General features: G+C 73.1%; 19 protein-coding genes. 10 read left to right on the forward strand and 9 right to left on the reverse strand.

Going from position 1 to position 19,838, the window contains the following annotated elements; translation table 11 throughout:
- Positions 1 to 16: 16 nt before the first annotated feature.
- Positions 17 to 1,840, reverse strand: coding sequence for a phosphoenolpyruvate carboxykinase (GTP) (locus NOCJ54_RS0117490; protein ID WP_028656527.1), 1,824 nt, complete (start codon positions 1,838 to 1,840; stop codon positions 17 to 19).
- 231 nt (positions 1,841 to 2,071) lie between these two features.
- Positions 2,072 to 2,296, reverse strand: a complete 225-nt coding sequence (locus tag NOCJ54_RS0117495; RefSeq protein WP_157514946.1) for a hypothetical protein — start codon at positions 2,294 to 2,296, stop codon at positions 2,072 to 2,074.
- A gap of 340 nt (positions 2,297 to 2,636) precedes the next feature.
- Between NOCJ54_RS0117495 and NOCJ54_RS0117500 the strand changes: the two genes are divergently transcribed.
- Entirely contained in the window at positions 2,637 to 3,335 is a 699-nt protein-coding gene (locus NOCJ54_RS0117500) for a hypothetical protein (protein ID WP_028656529.1), read from the forward strand.
- A 43-nt stretch (positions 3,336 to 3,378) separates the two neighbouring features.
- The gene (locus NOCJ54_RS0117505; protein WP_028656530.1) at positions 3,379 to 3,828 is read left to right on the forward strand and encodes a hypothetical protein; all 450 of its coding nucleotides are present in this window, start codon (positions 3,379 to 3,381) and stop codon (positions 3,826 to 3,828) included.
- On the opposite strand, the gene NOCJ54_RS0117510 is transcribed toward NOCJ54_RS0117505, so the two are convergent.
- Positions 3,816 to 4,325: an Lrp/AsnC family transcriptional regulator gene (locus NOCJ54_RS0117510; protein WP_028656531.1), complete on the reverse strand. Its 510-nt coding sequence runs from the start codon at positions 4,323 to 4,325 to the stop codon at positions 3,816 to 3,818. The two genes, NOCJ54_RS0117505 and NOCJ54_RS0117510, sit on opposite strands and share 13 nt — an antisense overlap.
- A gap of 119 nt (positions 4,326 to 4,444) precedes the next feature.
- Between NOCJ54_RS0117510 and hppD the strand changes: the two genes are divergently transcribed.
- The 6 genes from hppD to NOCJ54_RS26620 all read left to right on the forward strand — a co-directional run bounded on the left by hppD (position 4,445) and on the right by NOCJ54_RS26620 (position 11,700).
- Entirely contained in the window at positions 4,445 to 5,650 is a 1,206-nt protein-coding gene (hppD, locus tag NOCJ54_RS0117515) for a 4-hydroxyphenylpyruvate dioxygenase (protein ID WP_028656532.1), read from the forward strand.
- Between the two features lie 30 nt (positions 5,651 to 5,680).
- On the forward strand, positions 5,681 to 6,934 hold the full coding sequence (locus NOCJ54_RS26615) for a homogentisate 1,2-dioxygenase (RefSeq protein ID WP_051486002.1): 1,254 nt from the start codon (positions 5,681 to 5,683) through the stop codon (positions 6,932 to 6,934).
- On the forward strand, positions 6,931 to 7,812 hold the full coding sequence (locus NOCJ54_RS0117525; protein ID WP_028656533.1) for a hypothetical protein: 882 nt from the start codon (positions 6,931 to 6,933) through the stop codon (positions 7,810 to 7,812). The genes NOCJ54_RS26615 and NOCJ54_RS0117525 overlap by 4 nt, the downstream gene beginning before the upstream one ends.
- Positions 7,809 to 8,963 carry a fumarylacetoacetase gene (gene fahA / locus NOCJ54_RS0117530; protein WP_028656534.1) on the forward strand — a complete coding sequence of 385 codons (1,155 nt, stop codon included), beginning with the start codon at positions 7,809 to 7,811 and terminating at the stop codon, positions 8,961 to 8,963. Before NOCJ54_RS0117525 ends, fahA begins: the two co-directional genes overlap by 4 nt.
- 77 nt (positions 8,964 to 9,040) lie before the next feature.
- The gene (locus NOCJ54_RS0117535; protein ID WP_028656535.1) at positions 9,041 to 10,279 is read left to right on the forward strand and encodes a Glu/Leu/Phe/Val dehydrogenase dimerization domain-containing protein; all 1,239 of its coding nucleotides are present in this window, start codon (positions 9,041 to 9,043) and stop codon (positions 10,277 to 10,279) included.
- A gap of 104 nt (positions 10,280 to 10,383) precedes the next feature.
- Entirely contained in the window at positions 10,384 to 11,700 is a 1,317-nt protein-coding gene (locus tag NOCJ54_RS26620) for an ATP synthase F0 subunit B (RefSeq protein WP_036518466.1), read from the forward strand.
- Between the two features lie 192 nt (positions 11,701 to 11,892).
- Here the strand turns inward: NOCJ54_RS26620 and NOCJ54_RS30560 are convergent, their stop codons facing one another.
- Positions 11,893 to 13,752 (reverse strand): sigma-70 family RNA polymerase sigma factor, encoded by a 1,860-nt coding sequence (locus tag NOCJ54_RS30560; RefSeq protein WP_028656536.1) that lies wholly within the window; start codon positions 13,750 to 13,752, stop codon positions 11,893 to 11,895.
- A gap of 192 nt (positions 13,753 to 13,944) precedes the next feature.
- Here NOCJ54_RS30560 and NOCJ54_RS28485 point away from each other — a divergent pair, with 192 nt between their 5' ends.
- The gene (locus NOCJ54_RS28485; protein WP_051486003.1) at positions 13,945 to 14,928 is read left to right on the forward strand and encodes a helix-turn-helix domain-containing protein; all 984 of its coding nucleotides are present in this window, start codon (positions 13,945 to 13,947) and stop codon (positions 14,926 to 14,928) included.
- 85 nt (positions 14,929 to 15,013) lie between these two features.
- Here NOCJ54_RS28485 and NOCJ54_RS0117555 read toward each other — a convergent pair whose 3' ends face one another.
- The 5 genes from NOCJ54_RS0117555 to NOCJ54_RS26635 all read right to left on the reverse strand — a co-directional run bounded on the left by NOCJ54_RS0117555 (position 15,014) and on the right by NOCJ54_RS26635 (position 19,284).
- Positions 15,014 to 16,024, reverse strand: a complete 1,011-nt coding sequence (locus NOCJ54_RS0117555; RefSeq protein WP_028656537.1) for an NAD-dependent epimerase/dehydratase family protein — start codon at positions 16,022 to 16,024, stop codon at positions 15,014 to 15,016.
- Entirely contained in the window at positions 16,021 to 16,518 is a 498-nt protein-coding gene (locus NOCJ54_RS26630; RefSeq protein WP_051486004.1) for a hypothetical protein, read from the reverse strand. Before NOCJ54_RS26630 ends, NOCJ54_RS0117555 begins: the two co-directional genes overlap by 4 nt.
- A gap of 88 nt (positions 16,519 to 16,606) precedes the next feature.
- Positions 16,607 to 16,861 carry a hypothetical protein gene (locus NOCJ54_RS0117565; RefSeq protein WP_145723883.1) on the reverse strand — a complete coding sequence of 85 codons (255 nt, stop codon included), beginning with the start codon at positions 16,859 to 16,861 and terminating at the stop codon, positions 16,607 to 16,609.
- Positions 16,862 to 17,029: 168 nt separating this feature from the next.
- A complete protein-coding gene (locus NOCJ54_RS0117570) occupies positions 17,030 to 17,965 on the reverse strand; it encodes a helix-turn-helix domain-containing protein (protein ID WP_198020256.1) in 936 nt (311 codons plus the stop codon).
- A 122-nt stretch (positions 17,966 to 18,087) separates the two neighbouring features.
- On the reverse strand, positions 18,088 to 19,284 hold the full coding sequence (locus NOCJ54_RS26635; RefSeq protein ID WP_157514947.1) for a lytic murein transglycosylase: 1,197 nt from the start codon (positions 19,282 to 19,284) through the stop codon (positions 18,088 to 18,090).
- Between the two features lie 196 nt (positions 19,285 to 19,480).
- On the opposite strand from NOCJ54_RS26635, the gene NOCJ54_RS26640 reads away from it, so the two are divergent.
- Positions 19,481 to 19,768, forward strand: a complete 288-nt coding sequence (locus NOCJ54_RS26640) for a WXG100 family type VII secretion target (RefSeq protein ID WP_036517415.1) — start codon at positions 19,481 to 19,483, stop codon at positions 19,766 to 19,768.
- The last annotated feature ends 70 nt before the right edge of the window (positions 19,769 to 19,838 follow it).

The raw sequence follows: 19,838 nt of genomic DNA on the forward strand, positions 1-19,838 counted from the left end.
TACGACGCCGGACGGGTCAGGCGTTGTCGAGGGACTGGGCGACGCGGCGGTGCGCCTCCCAGATCTCCTCGGGCAGGCCGTCGAACTGCGCGAGGTGCTTCTCGCGGTGGCCCATCTCCTGCTGCCAGCGCTCGACGTCGATGCTCAGCACCGTGTCGAGGTCGGCGAGGGCCTGCTCGTCGAGGCCGTCGAGGAGCAGCTCCTCGCGCTTCGGCAGGACGCCGACGGCGGTCTGCACGCCCTCGACCTCGCCCTCGAGGTACTGCATCAGCCACACGAGCGGGCGCAGGTTCTCGCGGTAGCCCGGCCACAGGAAGCGGCCGTCCTCGCCGCGCTGGAACCAGTTGACGTGCGCGAAGATCGGCTTGGTCGTCGCGCGGCCGAGGACCTCGAGCCAGTGCGCGGCGTAGTCCGCCTCGGAGTAGGACATGAACGGGCGCATCGACATCGGGTCGTAGCGGAGCACGCCCTCGAGGCCGTCGGCGGCCGCGGTCGCCTCGGCGCCCAGGGTGAGGCCGTCGTAGACGCCCTCGGCGATGTCCTTGATCGCGCGGATCAGGGGCTCGCGGTCACGGGTGCGGCCACCGAAGATGATGCCGTGGATCTCGACGCCCTTCGGGTCCTCGAAGTCCTTGGCGACGTTCGGGACGTTCGCGAGGGTGGTGGTGAACCGGCTGTTCGGGTGCGCCCACGGGTCGTCGGCGTGCTCCGGCGCGCGGTCGGCGATGACCTCGCCCTTCCAGTCCTCCCAGCCGTCGAGGTCGGTCGGCTTCTCGCCGCGACCCTCCCACCAGACCTCCTGGGTCTTGGTGTTGTAGGCGACGTTGGTGAAGATCGCGCCGGTGCCCGGGACGATCGAGTCGATCGCGGTCGGGTTGGTCTTCTCGTTGGTGTCCTTGGCGACACCGAAGACGCCGTTCTCCGGGTTCATCCCGTAGAGCTTGCCGTCCTCGCCGACCCAGATCCACGCGATGTCGTCGCCGTAGAACTCGACGTAGTAGCGGTCACCGAGGGCGTCGGGCGCGAGCGTCATGGCGAGGTTCGTCTTGCCGGACGCCGACGGGAAGCCGCCGCAGATGTTCCACTTCTTGCCGGTCTGCTTGTCGGTGATGCCGAGCAGCATGAACTGCTCCACGAGGAAGCCGTTCTTCCAGCCGTCGTAGGCACCCTGGCGCAGGCCGTGGGCGATCTTGCCGAGCAGCGCGTTGCCGCCGTACGACGAGCCGAAGTGCAGGATCGTGCGCTCGTCGGCGACGGTCACGAAGTAGCGCTTGTCGTCGGGAGTGCCCTGGCCGAGGTTCTCCAGGTCGCCGGTGACGTGCACGGCCTTGACGAAGGAGTCGCCGAGGTCGTTGATGAACTCCACGCCGACCCGCGCCATGCGGATCATCTGGAGCACGACGTTGCGGTTGTCGGTGAGCTCGACGCCGGCGGCGAAGTTCTCCACCGGGGAGCCCTTGGGCGACATGAGGTAGGGGATGACGTACATCGTCTTGCCCGCCGAGGCGCCGGTCATCAGCTCGATGAGCTTCGGCTTCATCTCGGCGGAGGGCTTCCAGTTGTTGTAGACGCCCTTGTCGGCCTCGTTGCTGGTGGCAACGATGGTGCGCTCCTCGGCGCGCGCGGTGTCCTTGTAGTAGGAGCGCGAGTAGTAACGGCCCTCGCCGGCGGGGAGGAGCTCGCCTGCGTCCAGTGCCTCCTGGATCAGGCGCGCGTCGTCGGCCGCGGACACGACCTCGACGCGCTCTGCTCCCGTGATGTTGGCCCAGTGTGCGACGTACTCACGGACGTGGGGGTTGGTGAGTCCCGCCTCGTCGAGCGTCCGCTCCACATCAACCATGTGTTTCGCCAGCCTTTCGGTCCAAGTCAGCCGTGCGGGCACGCTACCCCACCGGCCACCCGGAAAAATCCGGGGTTCGAATCACTGTGATCCGTGGACACCGTCGTCCGCGTGACAGTCACCATGACACCGCTTCGCCGCCGACGCACATCCGCGCCAACCAGCGAGATCACACCCGTGAACGGCCCCGAACCCTTTGGATCGATCAAGGAAGCGGCGGCCCGGATCCTCTCAGGTGGCCGCCAGGAGGAGCTCACGGGCCCGGCGCAGCCGGCGGAAGTACGTCGCCCGCGACTGGTAGGTCGAGCGGAGCACCGACTCGTGGGGGGCCCCTCGCGTCAGGTAGCGCTGGGTGACGAGGTCGAGCAGCGCGGGCTCCTCGGCGAGGGTGGTGCTCGCCGCTCGCTGACCCCGGGTTGGGCAGCGGCGTCGTGGGGTAGGAAGCGCCCGTGGCACCCGCACGACAGGAGCACCGATGAACCAGCCGCCCCCGCCCTCCTCCGGACAGCCGGGCTGGGGGCCGCCCTCCGGACCCCCGCAGGGCCCGCCGCAGGGCCCGCCACAGGGCCCGCCACAGGGCCCGCCACAGGGCCCGCCTCCTGGCTGGGGACCGCCGCCGCAGGGCGGCCCGCAGGGGCAGCCCGGCTGGGGCCAGCCACCCCAGGGACCGCCCCAGGGCCCGCCGCCGGGCCCGCCGCCCGGGTGGGGCCCGCCCGGCCAGCCCGGGTACGGCGGTGGTGGCGGTGGCGGCCCGCGCCGGCACACGGGCCTGATCATCGGCATCGTCGCCCTCGTCGTGCTGCTCGTCGGCGGCATCGTGACGACCGCCGTGATCGTGGCCAACCGCGACGACGGCGACGAGAAGGCCAGCGGCGGCTCGTCGGCGACGACCGACGGGTCCCCCACGGACGCCACGTCCCCGACTGACGCCACCACCGACACGACCACCGACACGACGACCGAGGCGCCGACCGACGGCCCCTCCTCGACGGTCCCGTCGACGCCGTACTCCCCGAGCGACGACACCGGCGACGACGTGCACCTCGACGTGAAGTCCTCGGACTTCGAGGGCGACTGGGACTTCAAGTACGGCGACGTCACGCACAAGGCGAAGCTGCGCCAGTCGTGGGACCACGCCAGCTGCGCCCCCGTCGAGACCGGCTCGGTCTTCACCCAGCAGCGCTGCGAGTACGCCGTGCAGTGGAGCTACTCCGCCCTCAACGGCAAGGCCCGCGTCACGCACATCTTCCTGGTCTTCGACACCGAGCGGCACGCGAAGGCTGCCGAGGCGAAGGTCAAGGACAAGGACTTCGACCTGCCCGACGGCTCGATCCACGACGACTTCGTCCAGGGCAAGTGGAACCACAGCGTCTACGGCAACGTCGTCGGCGTGACGATCGGGACCACGAACGCGAAGGTCAACGAGAAGAAGCTGCAGTCGCTGGTGAACTACATGAACACCGACTACAAGGTCGCGCTGCTCTTCCAGTCCTGACCACGTCCGGTGCCGACCACGTCGCACCCCCTAGGCTCGGGCCATGGGGGACGACGGGGCACTCTCGCCGGACGACCGGCCGGGCGGGCGCAGCACGCTGGGCGAGCTCTACCGCACCGTGCCGGCGTCGGAGGAGTACGACGCCCGGGAGGGTGACGTCGAGGCGGCGCGCACCGCGTGGTGGCGCGAGGTGGCCCGCGAGGTCGCCCGGCTGGACCGCGAGGCCGTGGCCGAGGAGCTCGCCGCTGCCGGGAAGGCAGAGGGGGACGACGCCGCCGACGATGCTGCCGATCCCACCGAGGCTGGCGAGGCCTGCGACGGTGCTGGCGGTCCGGACGCGGAGACGCTCACGCCCGGCCAGGCGCTCGGCATGATCGAGCACCTGCTCGACGCCGAGGTGATCGATGACCCCGACGACACCGACGACATCGGTGACGACGACGGTGCTGACCGCGAGGGTGGCGAGGGCGGCGAGGCGGGTCAGTCCCGGTAGGCCGGTGCCCGCCGGCTCGGCGCCGGGTCGGCGCTGGCGAGCAGCGGGAGCACCCGTGGCGCGATGAGCACCGACAGCACCATCACGCTGGTGGAGCGGACCACCGACGACGACTGGTCGATGCGCACGAGGGTCGCCTGCAGCTCCGGGTGCGAGCGCGTCGCCACCCGGCACAGCACGTCCGAGGACCCTGTCGTCACGTAGGCCTCCAGCACCTGCGGGATGGCGGCCAGGTCGCGCGCCACCTCGTCGAGCGCGCCCTGCGAGATCTCGAGGGTGACGAACGCCTGCACCTCGTAGCCCGCGGCCGCGACGTCGATGGTCGGGTCCCAGTCGGCGATCACGCCCGCCTCGCCCATCCGCCGCAACCGGCTCTGCACGGTCGCCCGGGCCACCCGGGTGACGCGCGAGAGCTCGAGGTCACCGGCACGGGGGTGCTCGGTCAGCGCGGTCAGCAGGGCGATGTCGACCTGGTCGAGGGTGAGCGGTTCCGGCATCCTGTGATGCTAGCCAGATTGACCAGTCGAAGCACCCTCGACCTAGGCAGAACTGGCCAACCTGACGACCTCGTGGTGCGCAGGTTGTGAGCCCCGGGCGGGACTGTTGTGCTGCTCACATGTCCCTCCAGGAGACCCTGACCAACGAGGAGCGGCTCGCCGAGCTCGACCTCGACACGCTCAAGCAGCTCGTCGGCCTCGTCGAGTACGACGACCACGCGGACCCGTTCCCGGTGACCGGCTGGGACGCCGCGGTGTGGGCGGTCGGCAACGCCACCCAGTCGGCGCACTTCTTCATGTCCGCCTTCGGCATGGAGTTGGTGGCCTACTCCGGCCCCGAGACCGGCAACCGCGACCACATGGCCTACGTGCTCAAGTCGGGCGCCGTCCGGTTCGTGCTCAAGGGCGGCGTCGACCCGCGCAGCACCCTGCTCGACCACCACCGCAAGCACGGCGACGGCATCATCGACATCGCGCTCGAGGTCCCCGACGTCGACAAGTGCATCGAGCACGCCCGATCGGTCGGCGCGACCGTCCTCGAGGAGCCGCACGACGTCTCCGACGAGCACGGCACCGTGCGCGTCGCGGCGATCGCGACGTACGGCGACACCCGGCACAGCCTCGTCGACCGCAGCCGGTACGACGGCCCGTACCTGCCCGGCTACGTCGCCCGTACCTCCACCTTCGTCAAGCGGGACGGCGCGCCGAAGCGGCTGTTCCAGGCCCTCGACCACATCGTCGGCAACGTCGAGCTCGGCAAGATGGACGACTGGGTCGAGTTCTACCGCAAGGTCATGGGCTTCACGAACATGGCCGAGTTCATCGGCGACGACATCGCGACCGACTACTCGGCGCTGATGTCGAAGGTCGTCGCCAACGGCAACCACCGCGTGAAGTTCCCGCTCAACGAGCCGGCGATCGCGAAGAAGAAGTCGCAGATCGACGAGTACCTCGAGTTCTACGACGGCCCCGGTGCGCAGCACCTCGCACTGGCGACCAACGACATCCTGGAGACCGTCGACCGCCTGCGCGCCGAGGGCATCGAGTTCCTCGCCACGCCGGACTCCTACTACGAGGACCCCGAGCTGCGGGCGCGCATCGGCGAGGTGCGGGTGCCCGTCGAGGAGCTGCAGAAGCGCGGCATCCTCGTCGACCGCGACGAGGACGGCTACCTGCTGCAGATCTTCACCAAGCCGATCGGCGACCGTCCGACCGTCTTCTTCGAGTTCATCGAGCGGCACGGCTCGCTGGGCTTCGGCAAGGGCAACTTCAAGGCGCTCTTCGAGGCCATCGAGCGCGAGCAGGCGCGCCGCGGCAACTTCTGAGCCGCGACAACTTCGAGTCGAGGACGCGACATGGCGCACTACCAGCGGATCGGCGACGTACCGCCGAAGCGGCACACCCAGCACCGGGCGGAGGACGGCACCCTCTACTTCGAGGAGCTGATGGGCGAGGAGGGCTTCTCCTCCGACTCCTCGCTGCTCTACCACCGCCACCTGCCGTCGGCGGTCGTGGAGGCGCGGGAGTGGGACCTGCCCGACCAGGCGACCACCCCCAACCACCCGCTGGTGCCGCGCCACCTGGCGCTGCACGACCTCTTCCCCGGTGACGACTGGACGTCGGTGGACGCCGTGACGGGGCGCCGGCTGGTGCTCGGCAACGGTGACGTGCGGATCTCCTACGCCGTGTGCGGGGCGCCCTCCCCGCTCTACCGCAACGGCATCGGCGACGAGTGCGTGTACGTCGAGTCCGGCACCGCGCTGGTCGAGACGGTCTTCGGCGCCCTCGAGGTCGGCCAGGGCGACTACGTCATCCTGCCGCGCGCCACGACGCACCGCTGGGTGCCGACGGGCCGGGACCCGCTGCGCGTCTACGCGATCGAGGCGAACAGCCACATCACCCCGCCGAAGCGCTACCTGTCGCGGTTCGGGCAGCTGCTCGAGCACGCGCCGTACTGCGAGCGCGACCTGCGCACGCCGTCCGCGCCGCTGCTGGCCGACGCCGGCACCGCGGGGCCGGTGGAGGTCTTCATCAAGCACCGAGGCCCCGGCGCGAACGGGCTGGCCGGCACGGTGCACGTCGTGCCCCAGCACCCGTTCGACGTCGTCGGCTGGGACGGCTGCCTCTACCCGTACGTCTTCAACATCGCCGACTTCGAGCCGATCACCGGCCGCGTGCACCAGCCGCCGCCGGTGCACCAGGTCTTCGAGGGCCACAACTTCGTGATCTGCAACTTCGTGCCGCGCAAGGTGGACTACCACCCGCTGTCGATCCCGGTGCCCTACTACCACTCGAACGTCGACTCCGACGAGGTGATGTTCTACGTCGGCGGCGACTACGAGGCGCGCAAGGGCTCCGGCATCGGGCCGGGCTCGATCAGCCTCCACCCGGGCGGGCACGCGCACGGCCCGCAGCCGGGCGCCTACGAGCGGTCGATCGGCGTGGAGTTCTTCGACGAGCTCGCCGTCATGGTCGACACCTTCCGCCCGCTGGAGCTCGGCGAGGGCGGCCTCGCCTGCGACGACGGCGTCTACGTGACGTCGTGGGTGCGCAACGACACGAGCACAGACGCCAGCACAGACACCAGCAACGGTGGGGGTGCGTCGTGACCTTCCCGCTGCTGCTCGACGACGCCGCGATCTTCCCGCCGGGCAACCTGCCCCTGCCCGACGCGGTCCGCGCCCACCTCGCCCACGGCGTCGCGCCGTACGCCGACCTGCTCGGCCCGCTGGTCGTCGCGCTCGCCGACCTCCCGGCCCTGGCCGAGACGACCGCCGACCTGCCCGCCGGCAGCATCGCGGTCAGCGTCACCGTCCCCTCCCCCGCGGTCGTGGCCGCTGCCGTGGAGCGGGCGCGCGGCATCCGCGCCGTCCGGCTGGCCGCGCTCGAGGTGGCCGTACCGGAGGGGGTGGCCGCCGGGGACGTCATCCCCGCGCTGGACGCCGCCCTGGGCGGACCTGACCGACGAAGCTCACACCTGACCGACGAAACTTCGTCGGTCAAGGAGGAGTTTCGCCGGTCGACCGGCGAAACTCTCCCGACGACCTACGTCGAGCTCCCTCGTGACGAGCGCCGCCCGGCGCTGGTCGCGGCGCTGGCCGGCACGGCGCACCACGCCAAGCTGCGCACCGGCGGGGTGCGGGCCGAGATGTACCCCGACGAGACCGAGCTGGCGGACGCGGTCGTGATGCTGGTGCGCGGCGGCGTGCCGTTCAAGGCGACCGCCGGGCTGCACCACGCGGTGCGCAACACCGACCCGGAGACGGGGTTCGAGCAGCACGGCTTCCTCAACCTGCTCGCCGCCACCGACGCCGCTGCCCAGGGCGCCGGTGCCGACGCGGTGGCCGCCGTCCTCGCCGAGCGCGACCCCCACAAGCTGCCGGACCGGCCCCGGCCCACGCTCCTCGGCTCCATCGGCACCTGCTCGATCACCGAGCCGGTCGACGAGCTGACCGACCTCGGCCTGCTCCCGGAGGTGGTCCGATGAGCAGCCCTGCCCCTGCCAGCGCCACCGGCACCGGTCCCGACCTGTTCGGCCCGGCCAACCTGCCCTACGGGATCTACTCCGTCGACGGCTCGCAGCCGCGCGCCTGCACCCGCCTCGGCGACTACGTCATCGACCTGGGCCGGCTGCTCGGCGACCCCGTGCTCGAGCAGCCGACGCTCGACGCCTTCCTCGCCCAGGGCCGCCGGCGCTGGGACGAGGTGCGCGGCGCGATCACCGAGGCGCTGTCCGGTGGCCTGCCGGCCGACGGCGTGCACCCGGTCGCGGACGTCGTGCTGCACCTGCCGTTCACGGTCGCCGACTACGTCGACTTCTACGCCTCCGAGCACCACGCGTCGAACCTCGGTCGGCTGTTCCGCCCGGACAACCCGAACCCGCTGCTGCCGAACTGGAAGCACCTCCCGGTCAGCTACACCGGCCGCGCGGCGTCGGTCGTCGTCTCCGGCACCGAGGTCGTCCGCCCCTGCGGGCAGCGGATGCCGGCCGGCGCCGAGGTGCCGGCCTTCGGCCCGTCCACGCGCCTCGACATCGAGGCCGAGCTCGGCTTCGTGGTCGGGGTCGGCAACGAGATGGGTACGCCGATCGCCGCCGCCGACGCCGAGGAGCACCTCTTCGGCGTGGTGCTCTTCAACGACTGGTCCGCACGCGACATCCAGGCGTGGGAGTACGTCCCGCTCGGCCCGCACCTGGGCAAGTCCTTCGCGTCCACCATCTCCCCGTGGGTGGTGCCGATGGCCGCGCTCGAGGCCGCCCGCGTCGACACCCCGGTGCAGGACCCGCCGGTGCTGCCGTACCTCGCGATGGACCGTCCCTGGGGGCTGGACATCGAGCTCGAGGTCGAGTGGAACGGCGAGGTCGTCAGCCGGCCGCCGTACTCCTCGATGTACTGGTCGCCCGCGCAGATGCTGGCGCACCTGACCGTCAACGGCGCCCCGACCCGCACCGGCGACCTGTTCGCCTCCGGCACGATCTCCGGCCCCCAGCCGGACCAGGTCGGCTCGTTCATCGAGCGCGGCGGCGGCTTCCTCGAGGACGGCGACGAGGTCGTCCTGCGGGCCACCGCCCCCGGCGTCGACGGCACCCGGATCGGCTTCGGCGAGTGCCGCGGCCGGATCGCGAAGGCGCGCCCGTGACCGCTACCGCGACCACCACCAGCACCACCCCCACCACCACCCCCACCACCACCCCTTCCACCAGGCGAGGACCCGACATGAAGAACCTGCTCGAGCGCTTCGAGGCCCGACCGCCGGAGATCGTCTTCGAGTGGCACGACCCCGAGACCGAGGCCAAGGGCTGGGCGGTCATCAACTCGCTGCGCGGCGGCGCGGCCGGCGGCGGCACCCGGATGCGCGCCGGGCTGGACCGCAACGAGGTCGAGTCGCTGGCCAAGACCATGGAGGTGAAGTTCACCGTCTCCGGACCCGCGATCGGCGGCGCCAAGTCGGGCATCGACTTCGACCCGACCGACCCGCGCCGCGAGGGCGTGCTGGCGCGCTGGTTCAAGGCGGTCACCCCGCTGCTCAAGACCTACTACGGCACCGGCGGCGACCTCAACGTCGACGAGCTGCACGACGTCATCCCGCTGACCGAGCGCCACGGCCTGTGGCATCCGCAGGAGGGCATCGTCAACGGCCACTTCGCCGCCGACGAGCGCGAGCTGGTGCAGCGCGTCGGCATGCTGCGGCTCGGCGTCTCCAAGGTCGTCGAGGACCCGCGCTACACGCCGAACCGCGACGCGAAGTACACGATCGCCGACCTGGTCACCGGCTGGGGCGTCGCCGAGTCCGTCGTGCACTACTACGCGACGTACGGCGCCGCGGCCGGCCAGTCGCTCGAGGGCAAGCGCGTCATCGTGCAGGGCTGGGGCAACGTCGGCTCCGCAGCGGCCTACTACCTCGCCCAGGCCGGCGCCCGCGTCGTCGGCATCATCGACCGCAACGGGGGGCTGATGAACCCCGACGGCTTCACCCGCGACGAGGTGCACGCGCTCTTCCTCGGCAAGGCGGGCAACACCCTGCGGGCCGAGGGCCTGGTGCCCTTCGAGGAGCTCGACGACCGGATCTGGGACATGGGTGCGGAGATCTTCCTGCCCTGCGCGGCGTCGCGGCTGGTCACGGCCGAGCACGTGAAGCGGCTGGTCTCCGGCGGGCTCGAGCTGATCTCGGCCGGCGCCAACGTGCCCTTCGCGGACCCGGAGATCTTCTACGGCCCGACCTACGAGTTCGCCGACCAGCACGTCGCGGTGATCCCCGACTTCATCGCCAACTGCGGCATGGCCCGGACCTTCACGCTGCTGATGGAGGGCATCGGCGAGGTCTCCGACGAGCTGATCCTCGGCGACGTGTCCCGCACCATCCGCACCGCGCTGGAGAAGTGCCACGAGCGCTCGGCGCACCCGACCCTGGTCGCCGCGACGGCGCTGGAGATCGCGCTCGACCAGCTGGTCTGACCGGGGCATGGTCAGCGCGGGGCTCGCCTTCTATCGTGGGCCCCCGAGCGGCGACGCGTGGACCGTCCCAGCCCGGGACGGGGCGCCGCAGCTGAGGGGAACCGATGGACATGGCCGACGACGACCTCCGCCCGCCGACCGACGAGACCGCCACCAGCGGCCCGGGAGCCGAGCGCGGGTCGCCCCTGACCGACCCGCGGCCGCGCGAGCCGCTCACGGACCCGCTCGACCCCGCCGACCTGGCCGACCCGGCCGCCCCGGTGGGGACCGCTGCCCCGGGCGACCCCGCCGAGGAACCGGCCGACACCGCCCCCACGGTGGAGTCGCGCTCGCTGCGCGAGTCGTGGCCGCTGTCGACGGCCGTGAACGGCGCGGGCTCCTCCGCCCCGTCGACCGCGCAGTCCGAGGACGACGCGACCGGCGCGCCGTCGTACGAGCGACCGGTGGCGGACGAGCCGACCGTCCCGGACAGCACCACGCTGCCGTCGGCGCAGACCTTCCAGGACCTGATCGCGCTGCGCCGCGAGGCCGAGGAGTCCGCGGCCGCCGCGCTGCACGAGCGGCGTGAGGCCACCAGCCAGGCGTCGCGGATCATCGAGGAGGCGATGCGGGCCTCCGAGGCGCTGCAGGGCGAGGCGCTGCGCGACCTCGAGCAGCGCAAGACCGCCGCCGAGGCCGAGGCCGCCGCGATCCTCGAGCAGGCCCGCGCCGAGGCGGCCGAGATCGTGCGCGCCAGCGAGGACGACGTCCGCGAGGCGCAGCGCCTGCGCGCCGAGGCCGCCGCCGAGCGCGAGCGGATCAACGGCGAGCTGGAGCGGATCCGTCGTACCGCCCAGGAGGAGCTGTTCGCCGAGGCCAACCGCCACGCAGCGCGGATGGACGAGATCCGGACCCGCGTCCTGCACGGCGTCGAGGCGATCACCGAGGGCCTGCGCGGTCCGGCGTACGACGCCGCGCCGTCCTTCCGCACCCACGTCGCGCCCGAGCCGGCCCGCGCCGGGCTCCCGCCCGTCGTGGAGGCACAGCCGGACCCGGCGCCGGCCCCGAGTCCCGAGCCGACCGTCGAGACCCCCGAGCCCCAGCGCGTGTCCTTCTTCGACCCGCCGGCCGCCGACCCCGCCCCGGCGGCACCGGCAGCCTCGTCGGCCCCGTCGGCCGAGGCGCCGCCGGCTGAGGAGGCCGTCGGCACCGGCCCGACCACGGCGAGCCACGCGGCGGATCCGGCCGAGGACGGCGGCTTCGCCGGCTACGGCAACGGCTCGACCCCCGGCTTCGTCTCGCCCCCGCCCGGCATCCCGGCCGACGCCCCCATCACGCCGTACCGCCCCGACGGCTCCTCCCCCACGGCGGCCTCCCCCACCCCCGACCCCGCCGACGAGCCCCCCGTGCGCAAGCGCGGCTGGCGCAGCCGCCGCTCCTGACCCTGTGGACGAGCTGCGGTAGTCCCGGGTCAAGAGCACCCTCGACCGGCGTGTCCCGGTGCCTTTGACCCGGGACTACCGCCCTTGTCTGACGATCTCCGGGCCCGTTCCGGCGGGATAGTCCCTGACGAAAAGCACCGTCGTACGGCGTGTCGCGGTGCTTTTCGTCAGGGACTACCGCCCTGGCCCGGGTCAGAAGGGGCGGGTGGCGACGACGCCGTCGCTGCTGGCGAGGGTGAAGGTGCCGGAGGGCTGGTAGAGCTGGTCGAGGCCGTCGAAGGCGGCGGCGTGGACGCGCAGCTGGGTCGGGGTGCCGGACTCGCCGTAGGAGCAGACCAGCGCGCCCTGGCCGCCGGGGCCGAGGACGAGGCCGGGGTTGGCCCGCGGGCTGACCGCGGTCCCGCTCGAGGTGCGGCAGAACCACCCGTCGCCCGCGAAGGCCTCGACGTGGCTGAGCCGGACGGGCTGGTCGAAGGCGAAGGTCGCGGTGACGTCGTCGGCCGCGTCCGCGTCGTCCGCACCCACGCCGACGACGAGGTCCCAGTGGTTGAAGTTCGCCAGCGCGTGCGACGAGACGCCGAACGACGCGAGGGTGACGCAGGAGCGGTGGTCGCCCAGGTCTCCGCTGAAGGTACGACGACTCCCGGCTCGCAGCGCGTAGCCGTCGCGTGCCGTGGCCCGCACCTCCCACCGACCCGAGCGTCCGTCGCCGGCCGTGCGCTCGTAGCGGACCCCGCGGGTCGTCGGGAGGGTGAGGCTGCCCCACGTGCCACACGCGGTGATCGCGGTCGCGGTCGGTGCCTGCGCGACCACCACGACCGGCGGGTCGGGGCGCGGCGAGGGACTGGGCGACGGGCTGGGCGACGGGCTCGGCGTCGGTGAGGGCGCCGGCGACGGGGTGGGCGACGGCGCGGGACCCGGCCCCGGGTCGAGCGCCGGCGTCACCGGGGACGGGGAGACCACGACCGGGTCGGGCTCGGGCGCGGGGTCGGTGACCGGGTCGCTGGCCGGGGCCGGGTCGGCCGCGGCCGTCGTACCCGCCACCGACGGCGCGGCGTTGCTGGCCCCGGCCCGGGACGGGGCCGGGTCGGTGTCGCTGGCAGTGACCGCCCAGGTGACGCCGGCGATGCCCGCGGCCACCGCTGCGGCGGCGGCCACCACGGTGGTGCTCGTCGCGCTCGACGACGAGCTGCCGGCGCTATTGCCGCCCGACCCGCCGGCGCCGGCGAGCCCGGCGGCGCCGAGCAGCCAGGCCAGGCCCTTGCCCGAGGCGGGCAGGGCGCCGGCGAGGACCGCCGGGAAGATCCAGGCGGCGAGCTTGCGGTTGACCCGCTCGACCTGGAGGTAGGCCGCGAGGCACTCCTCGCAGCTCCCGACGTGCGCGGCGACCTTCTCCTCGGCGCGGGCGCTGAGGTCGCTGCGGACGTACTGGCTGAGCCGGGCCCGGGTCCAGGCGCAGTCCGACGCCGCGGCCTGGCCGACGACGTGCTGGCCGACGACGTGCTGGTCGAGGTAGGCGCGGCGCAGGCCCTCCCGGGCCCGGTGCGCCAGCGACGACACCGCCCCGGCGCGCATGCCGAGCAGGTCGGCGACCTCGCCGGGCTTGCGACCCTCCACCTCGACGTACCAGAGCACCTTCTGCCACGACTCGGGCAACGTGGCGAAGGCGTGCGCGGCGGTGTCGTCCGCCAGGTCCTCGACGAGCTCATCGGCCGAGGGCTGGGCGTCGTCGAGCAGCCACGGCTGGTCGGAGACGGGCGCCTCGCGCGGGGTGCGCAGCGAGTCGCGGAAGCCGTTGCGGATCGTGACGTGGAGGTAGGCGCGGAAATTGTCACGCGGACCGCGACCGGCCCGCAGCTGGGCGAGCACCCGCGCGAAGGACTCCGCGACGAGCTCCTCGGCCTGCTCCGCACCGACGAGGATGGTGGCGAGCTTGCGGGCGTCGTCGACGTGCTCGCGGTAGAGCTGGTCGAAGTCGAGACCGCCGGGCAGCGGCGCGCCGGCGACGGGCACGGTGTCCCGGCCCTGCTCGGCGGCCCCGTCGGCGCTCATGTTCCCTCCTCCTGCCCCGCCCCCACAGGCGCGGGACGACCCCACGATCGTAGGCCGCTACGGGTCCAACGGTGGCTCCGGAAAAAAGTTCGGGCAAATCGCGAAAACCGCGTGATGTTCCGTGCCGGGTCCCGTCTGGGTGGGTGCAAGGGCTGCTCCGGCGGCCGCACCACCCGAGGACGAGGACGTCACATGAGCTCCGTCGCCACCCGCACCCGCCCGGCACCGACGCCTGCGCCGGAGCTGCGCTCCCTCTTCGCCTCCCACCCGGTGCCGGTCCAGGCCGGTACGACGCTGCGGCGCATCCTCTTCGCGACGCTCGACCGCGCCGACCGGGTCCCCGCCGAGCACGCCGCGCTGTGGGATCGCTTCGTCCGGATCCTGGAGCAGAACCAGGCCGACCCGCGCTCGACCGCGCGCTGCGCCGTGCTCGCCAACCTCGTGTCGATCATCGTCTTCGACGAGCCCGCGGACTACGCGGCGACCGCCGAGCTCGAGGCGCAGGTCGGCCAGTCCCGCCTCGCCCGGCTGCAGCAGCGCGCCGCGATCGCGCTCGAGGACGACCCCGCGCTGCCGTGGACCACGATCGCCGTGCGTCGCCTGCTGCGCTGGGACCTCGAGAACCAGCTGGGCAACCACCCGGCCACGGAGGTCGACGTCGACGTCGCCACCACCTGCGCGGTGATCGCCCAGAACCTCGTCTTCGAGGACCTCGACCCGGAGGGCGTCGCCGCCACCCCGATCGTCACCGTCGCCCAGCTGCACCGCCTGCTCGACCACGGCTCGATCACCGACTGGCGCGCCCAGCTGAGCGCGGTCGCGGCCAGCCCCTGGGGCCCGTACGCCGACCAGCTGCTCGCGCTGGCGCAGTCCTCCGACCGTCCCTCGGCCCTCGCGGCCGTCGCCGGGTCGGTCGAGCAGTGCCAGGAGTGGTGCCGCGAGCGCGAGCGCGACCAGGTCGCCCGCGAGATCCGGCACCTCGTCGCCGTCAGCGGCGCCTCGCAGCGCGAGTTCGCCTCGCGCATCGGCACCTCGCCCTCGCGCCTGTCCACCTACGTGCGCGGATCGGTCACCCCGTCCGCCGCCATGTTGCTGCGCATCCAGCGGGCCTCCCGCATGCTGCAGCGCCAGTCCGGCCACCCGGTGCTCGCACCGCGTCGCCAGGACGCCACCTGACCGCCACGACGGGAGCGTGACGGCTGGCCGGGACCGCAGGGCTGGGGGGCTCGCGGTCCCGGTCAGATCGGGACTCGAGGAAGGGTCAGGGGTGCAGTGGGGGCATCCCTGACCCGGCCTCCATCGCCGCGCCCTCGAGCAGCTCGCTGACCGCGGCCGCCGCGCTGTGCCGGGGGACCCAGCCGAGCTCGTCGCGGGCGCGCTCGGTGCGCAGCAGCGGCACCGACAGCAGCGCGGACAGCAGGGACCCGGGCACCGGCACCAGCCGGGTCCACCACCCGGCCTCGACGACGCCGTGGACCAGGCCAGCGGGCACCTCGACGGTGCGGGCACCCACGACCTCGCCCAGCTCGCGGCGGCGCAGCACGTCGTCGGCCGCGAGGTTGAAGGCGCCGGTTACCGGGCGCTCGACCGCGGCGACGACCGCCTGGGCGACGTCGCCGGCGTGCACGGCCTGCATCCGCAACCCGGCCGGCACCGGCAGCACCGGCAGGAAGCGGCGGTCCAGCATCTTCGGCCGCAGCAGGGCGCCGCCGAAGATGCGCCGCTGCTCGCTGGCCGCCGAGCGCTGGAAGACGAAGGCCGGGCGCAGGCGAACCACCCGCGTGCCGGACGTCCCTGACGTCGAGGCCTCGAAGGCGTCGAGGATCCGCTCGTTGTAGGCCTTCTCGCGGCAGTACGCCGCGACGGACGCCCCGTCGGTCGTCCAGCCCTCGTCCACCGGCTCGTCGTGGTCGACCGGGGAGTACGCCGCGACCGACGAGGCGGTCACGAACGCGGGCACGCCCTGGCGTCGTACCGCCTCGAGGAGGCGACGGGTGCCCACGACGTTGGTCTCCCAGGTCTCGTCGGGCCGGTGCGTCGGCTGGAACTTCCAGGCGAGGTGGACCACCGCGTCCGCGCCTGCGACGACCGCGTCGAGGTCGTCCGCGCTGACGTCGGCCGGGTGCCAGGTGACGGCCGTCGCCTCCGTGCCCTGCGGCACCCGCGGACCGCGCCGGGCCACGCCGACGACCTCGTGCTGCCCGTCGGCGCCGAGCGCACGGAGGCAGGCGGACCCGAGGTTGCCGGTCGCGCCGGTGACGACGACCTTCACGAGACGGGCTTGCTGGAGACGATGCGCTCGCGCGAGACGGTGACGTGCAGCCGCTCGAGGGCCCGGACGTGCTCGTCGGCGCGCTCGAGCAGCCGGTCCAGCGCGTAGGGGTCGAGGCGGGGGTCGGAGTCGGCGGCCGCGCGCAGCACCTCGAAGCCGGCCTTCTTGCCGGTCACGGCCAGGCGCAGGGTCTCCAGCTCGATCACGTCGGTGAGCGGGCTGCGGCGGAAGAGGGTGCCGTTCGGCTTGAGCCGGCCCAGCACCTCACCGACCCGCGCGACCACGGTGCCGGGCAGGCTCGGGCGCAGGCCGACGCTGCGCATGATGCCGCGCAGCGCCTCGCGGTCGGCGAAGACCTCGTCGGACAGGGTGCGGATCTCGGCAGCCGCAGCGGGGTCACCGTGCGACCGTCCGACGCGCCGGAAGCCGGCCACGCCGGCGGTGGAGCCGACCCAGTGGTGCTGCAGGTAGCCCTTCAACACAGCGTCGTTCACGGGGATCACTCCTCAGGGGGTGTGGTGGGCCCCCGAGGTACCCCTCGCCGTCGATCACACACGACGGCCGTGGGGTGGTGTCGGTCGCTCAGCCGACGGTGCGGCCCTCCCGGCAGGCCTGGCAGGTCCACCACTGGACCAGCAGCTCGCCGTCGCGCCCGTACGTCGCGGGACCGATCTCGTGGGGCGTGCACTCCTCGCAGACCAGGCACTCCAGCTGCTTGACCTCACGGGCCTCGGACGACATGCGGGCACCGCCGTTCCGGTTCCGGGCGGCCAGCGCCGCCAGCTCGAGCGGGGTGGGCGGCCGCTCCTGCGGTCGCGAGGAGAAGTCGGTCGTCATGGCTGCACGCTCTCTGTCGGTGGTGCAGCGGAGGACGGCCGGGTCGGCCGGGATCAAGCAGCACTCCGTCCAGCGTAGGAACGCATCGCCCCGCGCGGTATCCGGGCAGCGCCGACTTGCAGTCCCGTTTGCGAAGCCTCGCTGAACCGCCCGGCCCTTCTGGCGGGATCAGGAGCGCAGCGTGGTGCCCGGCGTCTCGTCGAACAGCTGCCGGTAGGCCCGCCCGAAGTGTCCCTGGTGGGAGAAGCCCCACCGGGCCGCGATCTCGGCGACGGTGGTGCCGCCCGCCTCCGCGGCGCGGAGGTCACGGCGGGCCCGGGCGAGGCGGACCTCGCGCAGGTAGGCCGTCGGCGTGGTGTCGAGGTGGCGTCGGAAGGCGAGCTGCAGCGCGCGGATGCTGACGTGCGCCGCGGTGGCGACCTCCGCCGGCGAGAGGTCGAGGTGGGCGTTCTCGTCGATGAACGCCATCGCCCGCCGCAGCGCAGCCGGGTGGGCGTCCCGGCTGTCCGATGCGCCCCCGGGGTCGGCGGTCGTGGCGAAGGCACCGAGCAGCTGGGCGGCGACGTAACGGCTCGCCGTGCCGAGGACGAGGGGGTTGGCTGCCGCGGCGGGGTCGCTCAACACGGCCCGGTCGAGGTGGTCGATCGCGTCCCGCAGCCGCTGCGCGGCCGCGGCGTCGACGGGTCGGTGGTCGAGGAGCTGGATGGACTCGGCCCGGCCCGTCGGGGCCGCGACCTCGCTCAGCAGGGCGAGGTCGACCATCGTCACCGAGTAGTGCGACCGGTTGATCGTGCCGCCGTAGGACCGGTCCGGCGGGGCCAGGGAGAACATCTCGCCCGGTCCGAAGGACTCGTGCACCGACCCGTCAGGCCCGTGGTCCTCGACCTTGCCGGTGCGCACGTCGCAGAGCCCGATCCGGCCGAGCGGCTCGACGTCGTACGACATGACGAAGTCGAGCTCGACGCGGTCGACGGTCACGCCGTCGGACGCGCCGCGTGCGATCCTCGCGCGGGTCGGCCCGGTGCTCCCGATCCGCATCGGGGCGTAGTGCTCGTTCAGGAATTCCTCGGTCTCGCCGAGCTCGGTGCTCTCGAACAGCAGCACGCGCAACCACCTCCCCCGCGCCGTCGTCTGGAGGACGCTTCCCAGCCACGCTAACCCGGGAAGTCGCTGCTGGCCACAGTCCCGCGCTGCCTGCCACGCCGCAATGCGGGCCGGGTTGCTCCTCAGCGACCCCCCAGCTTCGCCAGGCACGCGGCGAGGCCGTCGGGCTGGAGGAGCTTGTCGAGGTTCCTCACTGTGCAGTCGAGGGTCTCGGCGAGGGGTGCGAGCACGTCCTTCGCCGCGGGCTTCGGCGCAGGCTTCGGTGTGGGTTTCGGTGCGGGCTTCGCGCGGTCCCCATCTCCACCGGACGGCTTCCCGGTCCTCGGCGTGGACGACGCGGGCGCACCTCCAGACCCGTCGCTCCCCTTCGCGGAACCGGGCCCGCCCCGCGCCGGCTGCGCGGCGGCACGTATCCCCCGATCCGTGCCGCCGCGGCCGTCGCGGCTGGTCGTGCTCCCCGCCGCGGGAACCGTCCCGGTGGGGCGCACGGCGATGCCGGCCGCCAGCGGGACGGAACTTCCGGCGGCGTACGAGCGGGCCAGGGCCAGGACCTGGTCCGCGTACGCCGACGACTGGTTGTAGCGCAGCACGGCGCGTCGGGCGCTCCCCGGCTGACGGAGGTCGGCGTCGCCGGAGCAGAGGTAGACGGCGGCCGCCAGCGCTGCGTCATCGACGTCCTGCGGGTTGCGCTGCCCGTCGTTGTCGGCGTCCACGCCGACGATGCCCCAGGTGGTGGGGATGAACTGCATCGGACCGACGGCGCGGTCCCAGGCCCGGTCGCCGTCGTACCGGCCACCGTCGGTGTCAGAGATCTGCGCCGTGCCGCGGCGGCCATCGAGCCGGATGCCGATGATCGGCGGGGTCGCGACGCCGTCGTCGTCGAGGGCACTGCCCCCGGCGGTGCCGTGCCCCGACTCGACGGAGCCGATCGCCGCGAGCAGCGGCCACTCGAGGCCGCAGTCCTCGTCGGCGCCGCGCATGATCGCGGCCGCCCGCTGGTAGGCCGCCATCGCCGGGGCCGGGACCGAAGTGCCGCTCCGCGCCGCGACGACCGCCACTCGTCCGCCGCCGGAGGCAGTCCGCGGCCCGGGCGTGGCGCTGCCCCGGGGGCTCGCCGGTGCCTCGACGCTGTCCGCCGGCACCTCGACGGCCGGCTCAGCGGCCTCGGCCGGGCCGGCGGAGCCCGCCGTGACGGTCGGTGCGGGGAGGGCCCCGGCGCCGGCCACGCTGAGCGTCCACGCCGCCGAGACCAGGGTGAGGGGCCCCAGCGCCGCGAGACGCGCCATGCGTCGCGTTCGGGTCTGCTGGTTCGCTGCCATGGCGAGGAGTCAACCCCGCGTGACCGGCGCCACACATCTGCCGTAGTGAGGAGATCCCTCCCCCGTTGGGGTGGTGCGGGCGCCCGCGTGCCTACGCATCGCGAGGCCGGGGTTTGAAAGCGGACGCGGGACGGAAGACGACTCCTGTCCACCCGACGGCCGACGCCTCGGGAACCTCACCACGAAGGAGCACGTCATGGCCGACCAGGAACTCACTTACGACGACATCGACGCCGCCGCCGACAAGCTGGACACCGGCAAGGAGGACATCAACAGCCTCCTGTCCGAGCTGCGCAGCCTCGTCCAGGAGCTGACCGAGAGCAGCTTCAGCACCAACGCCGCCTCCGTCTCGTTCCTCGACTCCTACGAGGAGGTCAGCGACGGCCTGGAGTCCGCCCTCGAGGCGATCCCGGCGATGGCGACCTCGCTGCGCCAGATGAAGACCGCGTTCGAGGACCTCGACAGCAGCCTCGCGTCGTCCTGACGACACCGCGCACAGCCCGCGAGCAGCAGAGGCCGGCGGCCCCGTGGGGGACCGCCGGCCTCCTGCGTCT

The sequence above is a fragment of the Nocardioides sp. J54 genome (assembly GCF_000519005.1).
Taxonomy (GTDB): Bacteria; Actinomycetota; Actinomycetes; order Propionibacteriales; family Nocardioidaceae; genus Nocardioides.

Bases quoted from the DNA above. Each gene is read 5' to 3' on its own strand.
- NOCJ54_RS28485 (WP_051486003.1), top strand. From the start codon at position 13,945: ATGAGCTCCGTCGCCACCCGCACCCGCCCGGCACCGACGCCTGCGCCG.
- NOCJ54_RS30560 (WP_028656536.1), bottom strand. From the start codon at position 13,752: ATGAGCGCCGACGGGGCCGCCGAGCAGGGCCGGGACACCGTGCCCGTC.
- NOCJ54_RS26635 (WP_157514947.1), bottom strand. From the start codon at position 19,284: ATGGCAGCGAACCAGCAGACCCGAACGCGACGCATGGCGCGTCTCGCG.
- fahA (WP_028656534.1), top strand. From the start codon at position 7,809: ATGAGCAGCCCTGCCCCTGCCAGCGCCACCGGCACCGGTCCCGACCTG.
- NOCJ54_RS26640 (WP_036517415.1), top strand. From the start codon at position 19,481: ATGGCCGACCAGGAACTCACTTACGACGACATCGACGCCGCCGCCGAC.
- hppD (WP_028656532.1), top strand. From the start codon at position 4,445: ATGTCCCTCCAGGAGACCCTGACCAACGAGGAGCGGCTCGCCGAGCTC.
- NOCJ54_RS0117505 (WP_028656530.1), top strand. From the start codon at position 3,379: ATGGGGGACGACGGGGCACTCTCGCCGGACGACCGGCCGGGCGGGCGC.
- NOCJ54_RS0117510 (WP_028656531.1), bottom strand. From the start codon at position 4,325: ATGCCGGAACCGCTCACCCTCGACCAGGTCGACATCGCCCTGCTGACC.
- NOCJ54_RS0117490 (WP_028656527.1), bottom strand. From the start codon at position 1,840: ATGGTTGATGTGGAGCGGACGCTCGACGAGGCGGGACTCACCAACCCC.
- NOCJ54_RS26615 (WP_051486002.1), top strand. From the start codon at position 5,681: ATGGCGCACTACCAGCGGATCGGCGACGTACCGCCGAAGCGGCACACC.
- NOCJ54_RS26620 (WP_036518466.1), top strand. From the start codon at position 10,384: ATGGACATGGCCGACGACGACCTCCGCCCGCCGACCGACGAGACCGCC.
- NOCJ54_RS0117535 (WP_028656535.1), top strand. From the start codon at position 9,041: ATGAAGAACCTGCTCGAGCGCTTCGAGGCCCGACCGCCGGAGATCGTC.
- NOCJ54_RS0117565 (WP_145723883.1), bottom strand. From the start codon at position 16,861: ATGACGACCGACTTCTCCTCGCGACCGCAGGAGCGGCCGCCCACCCCG.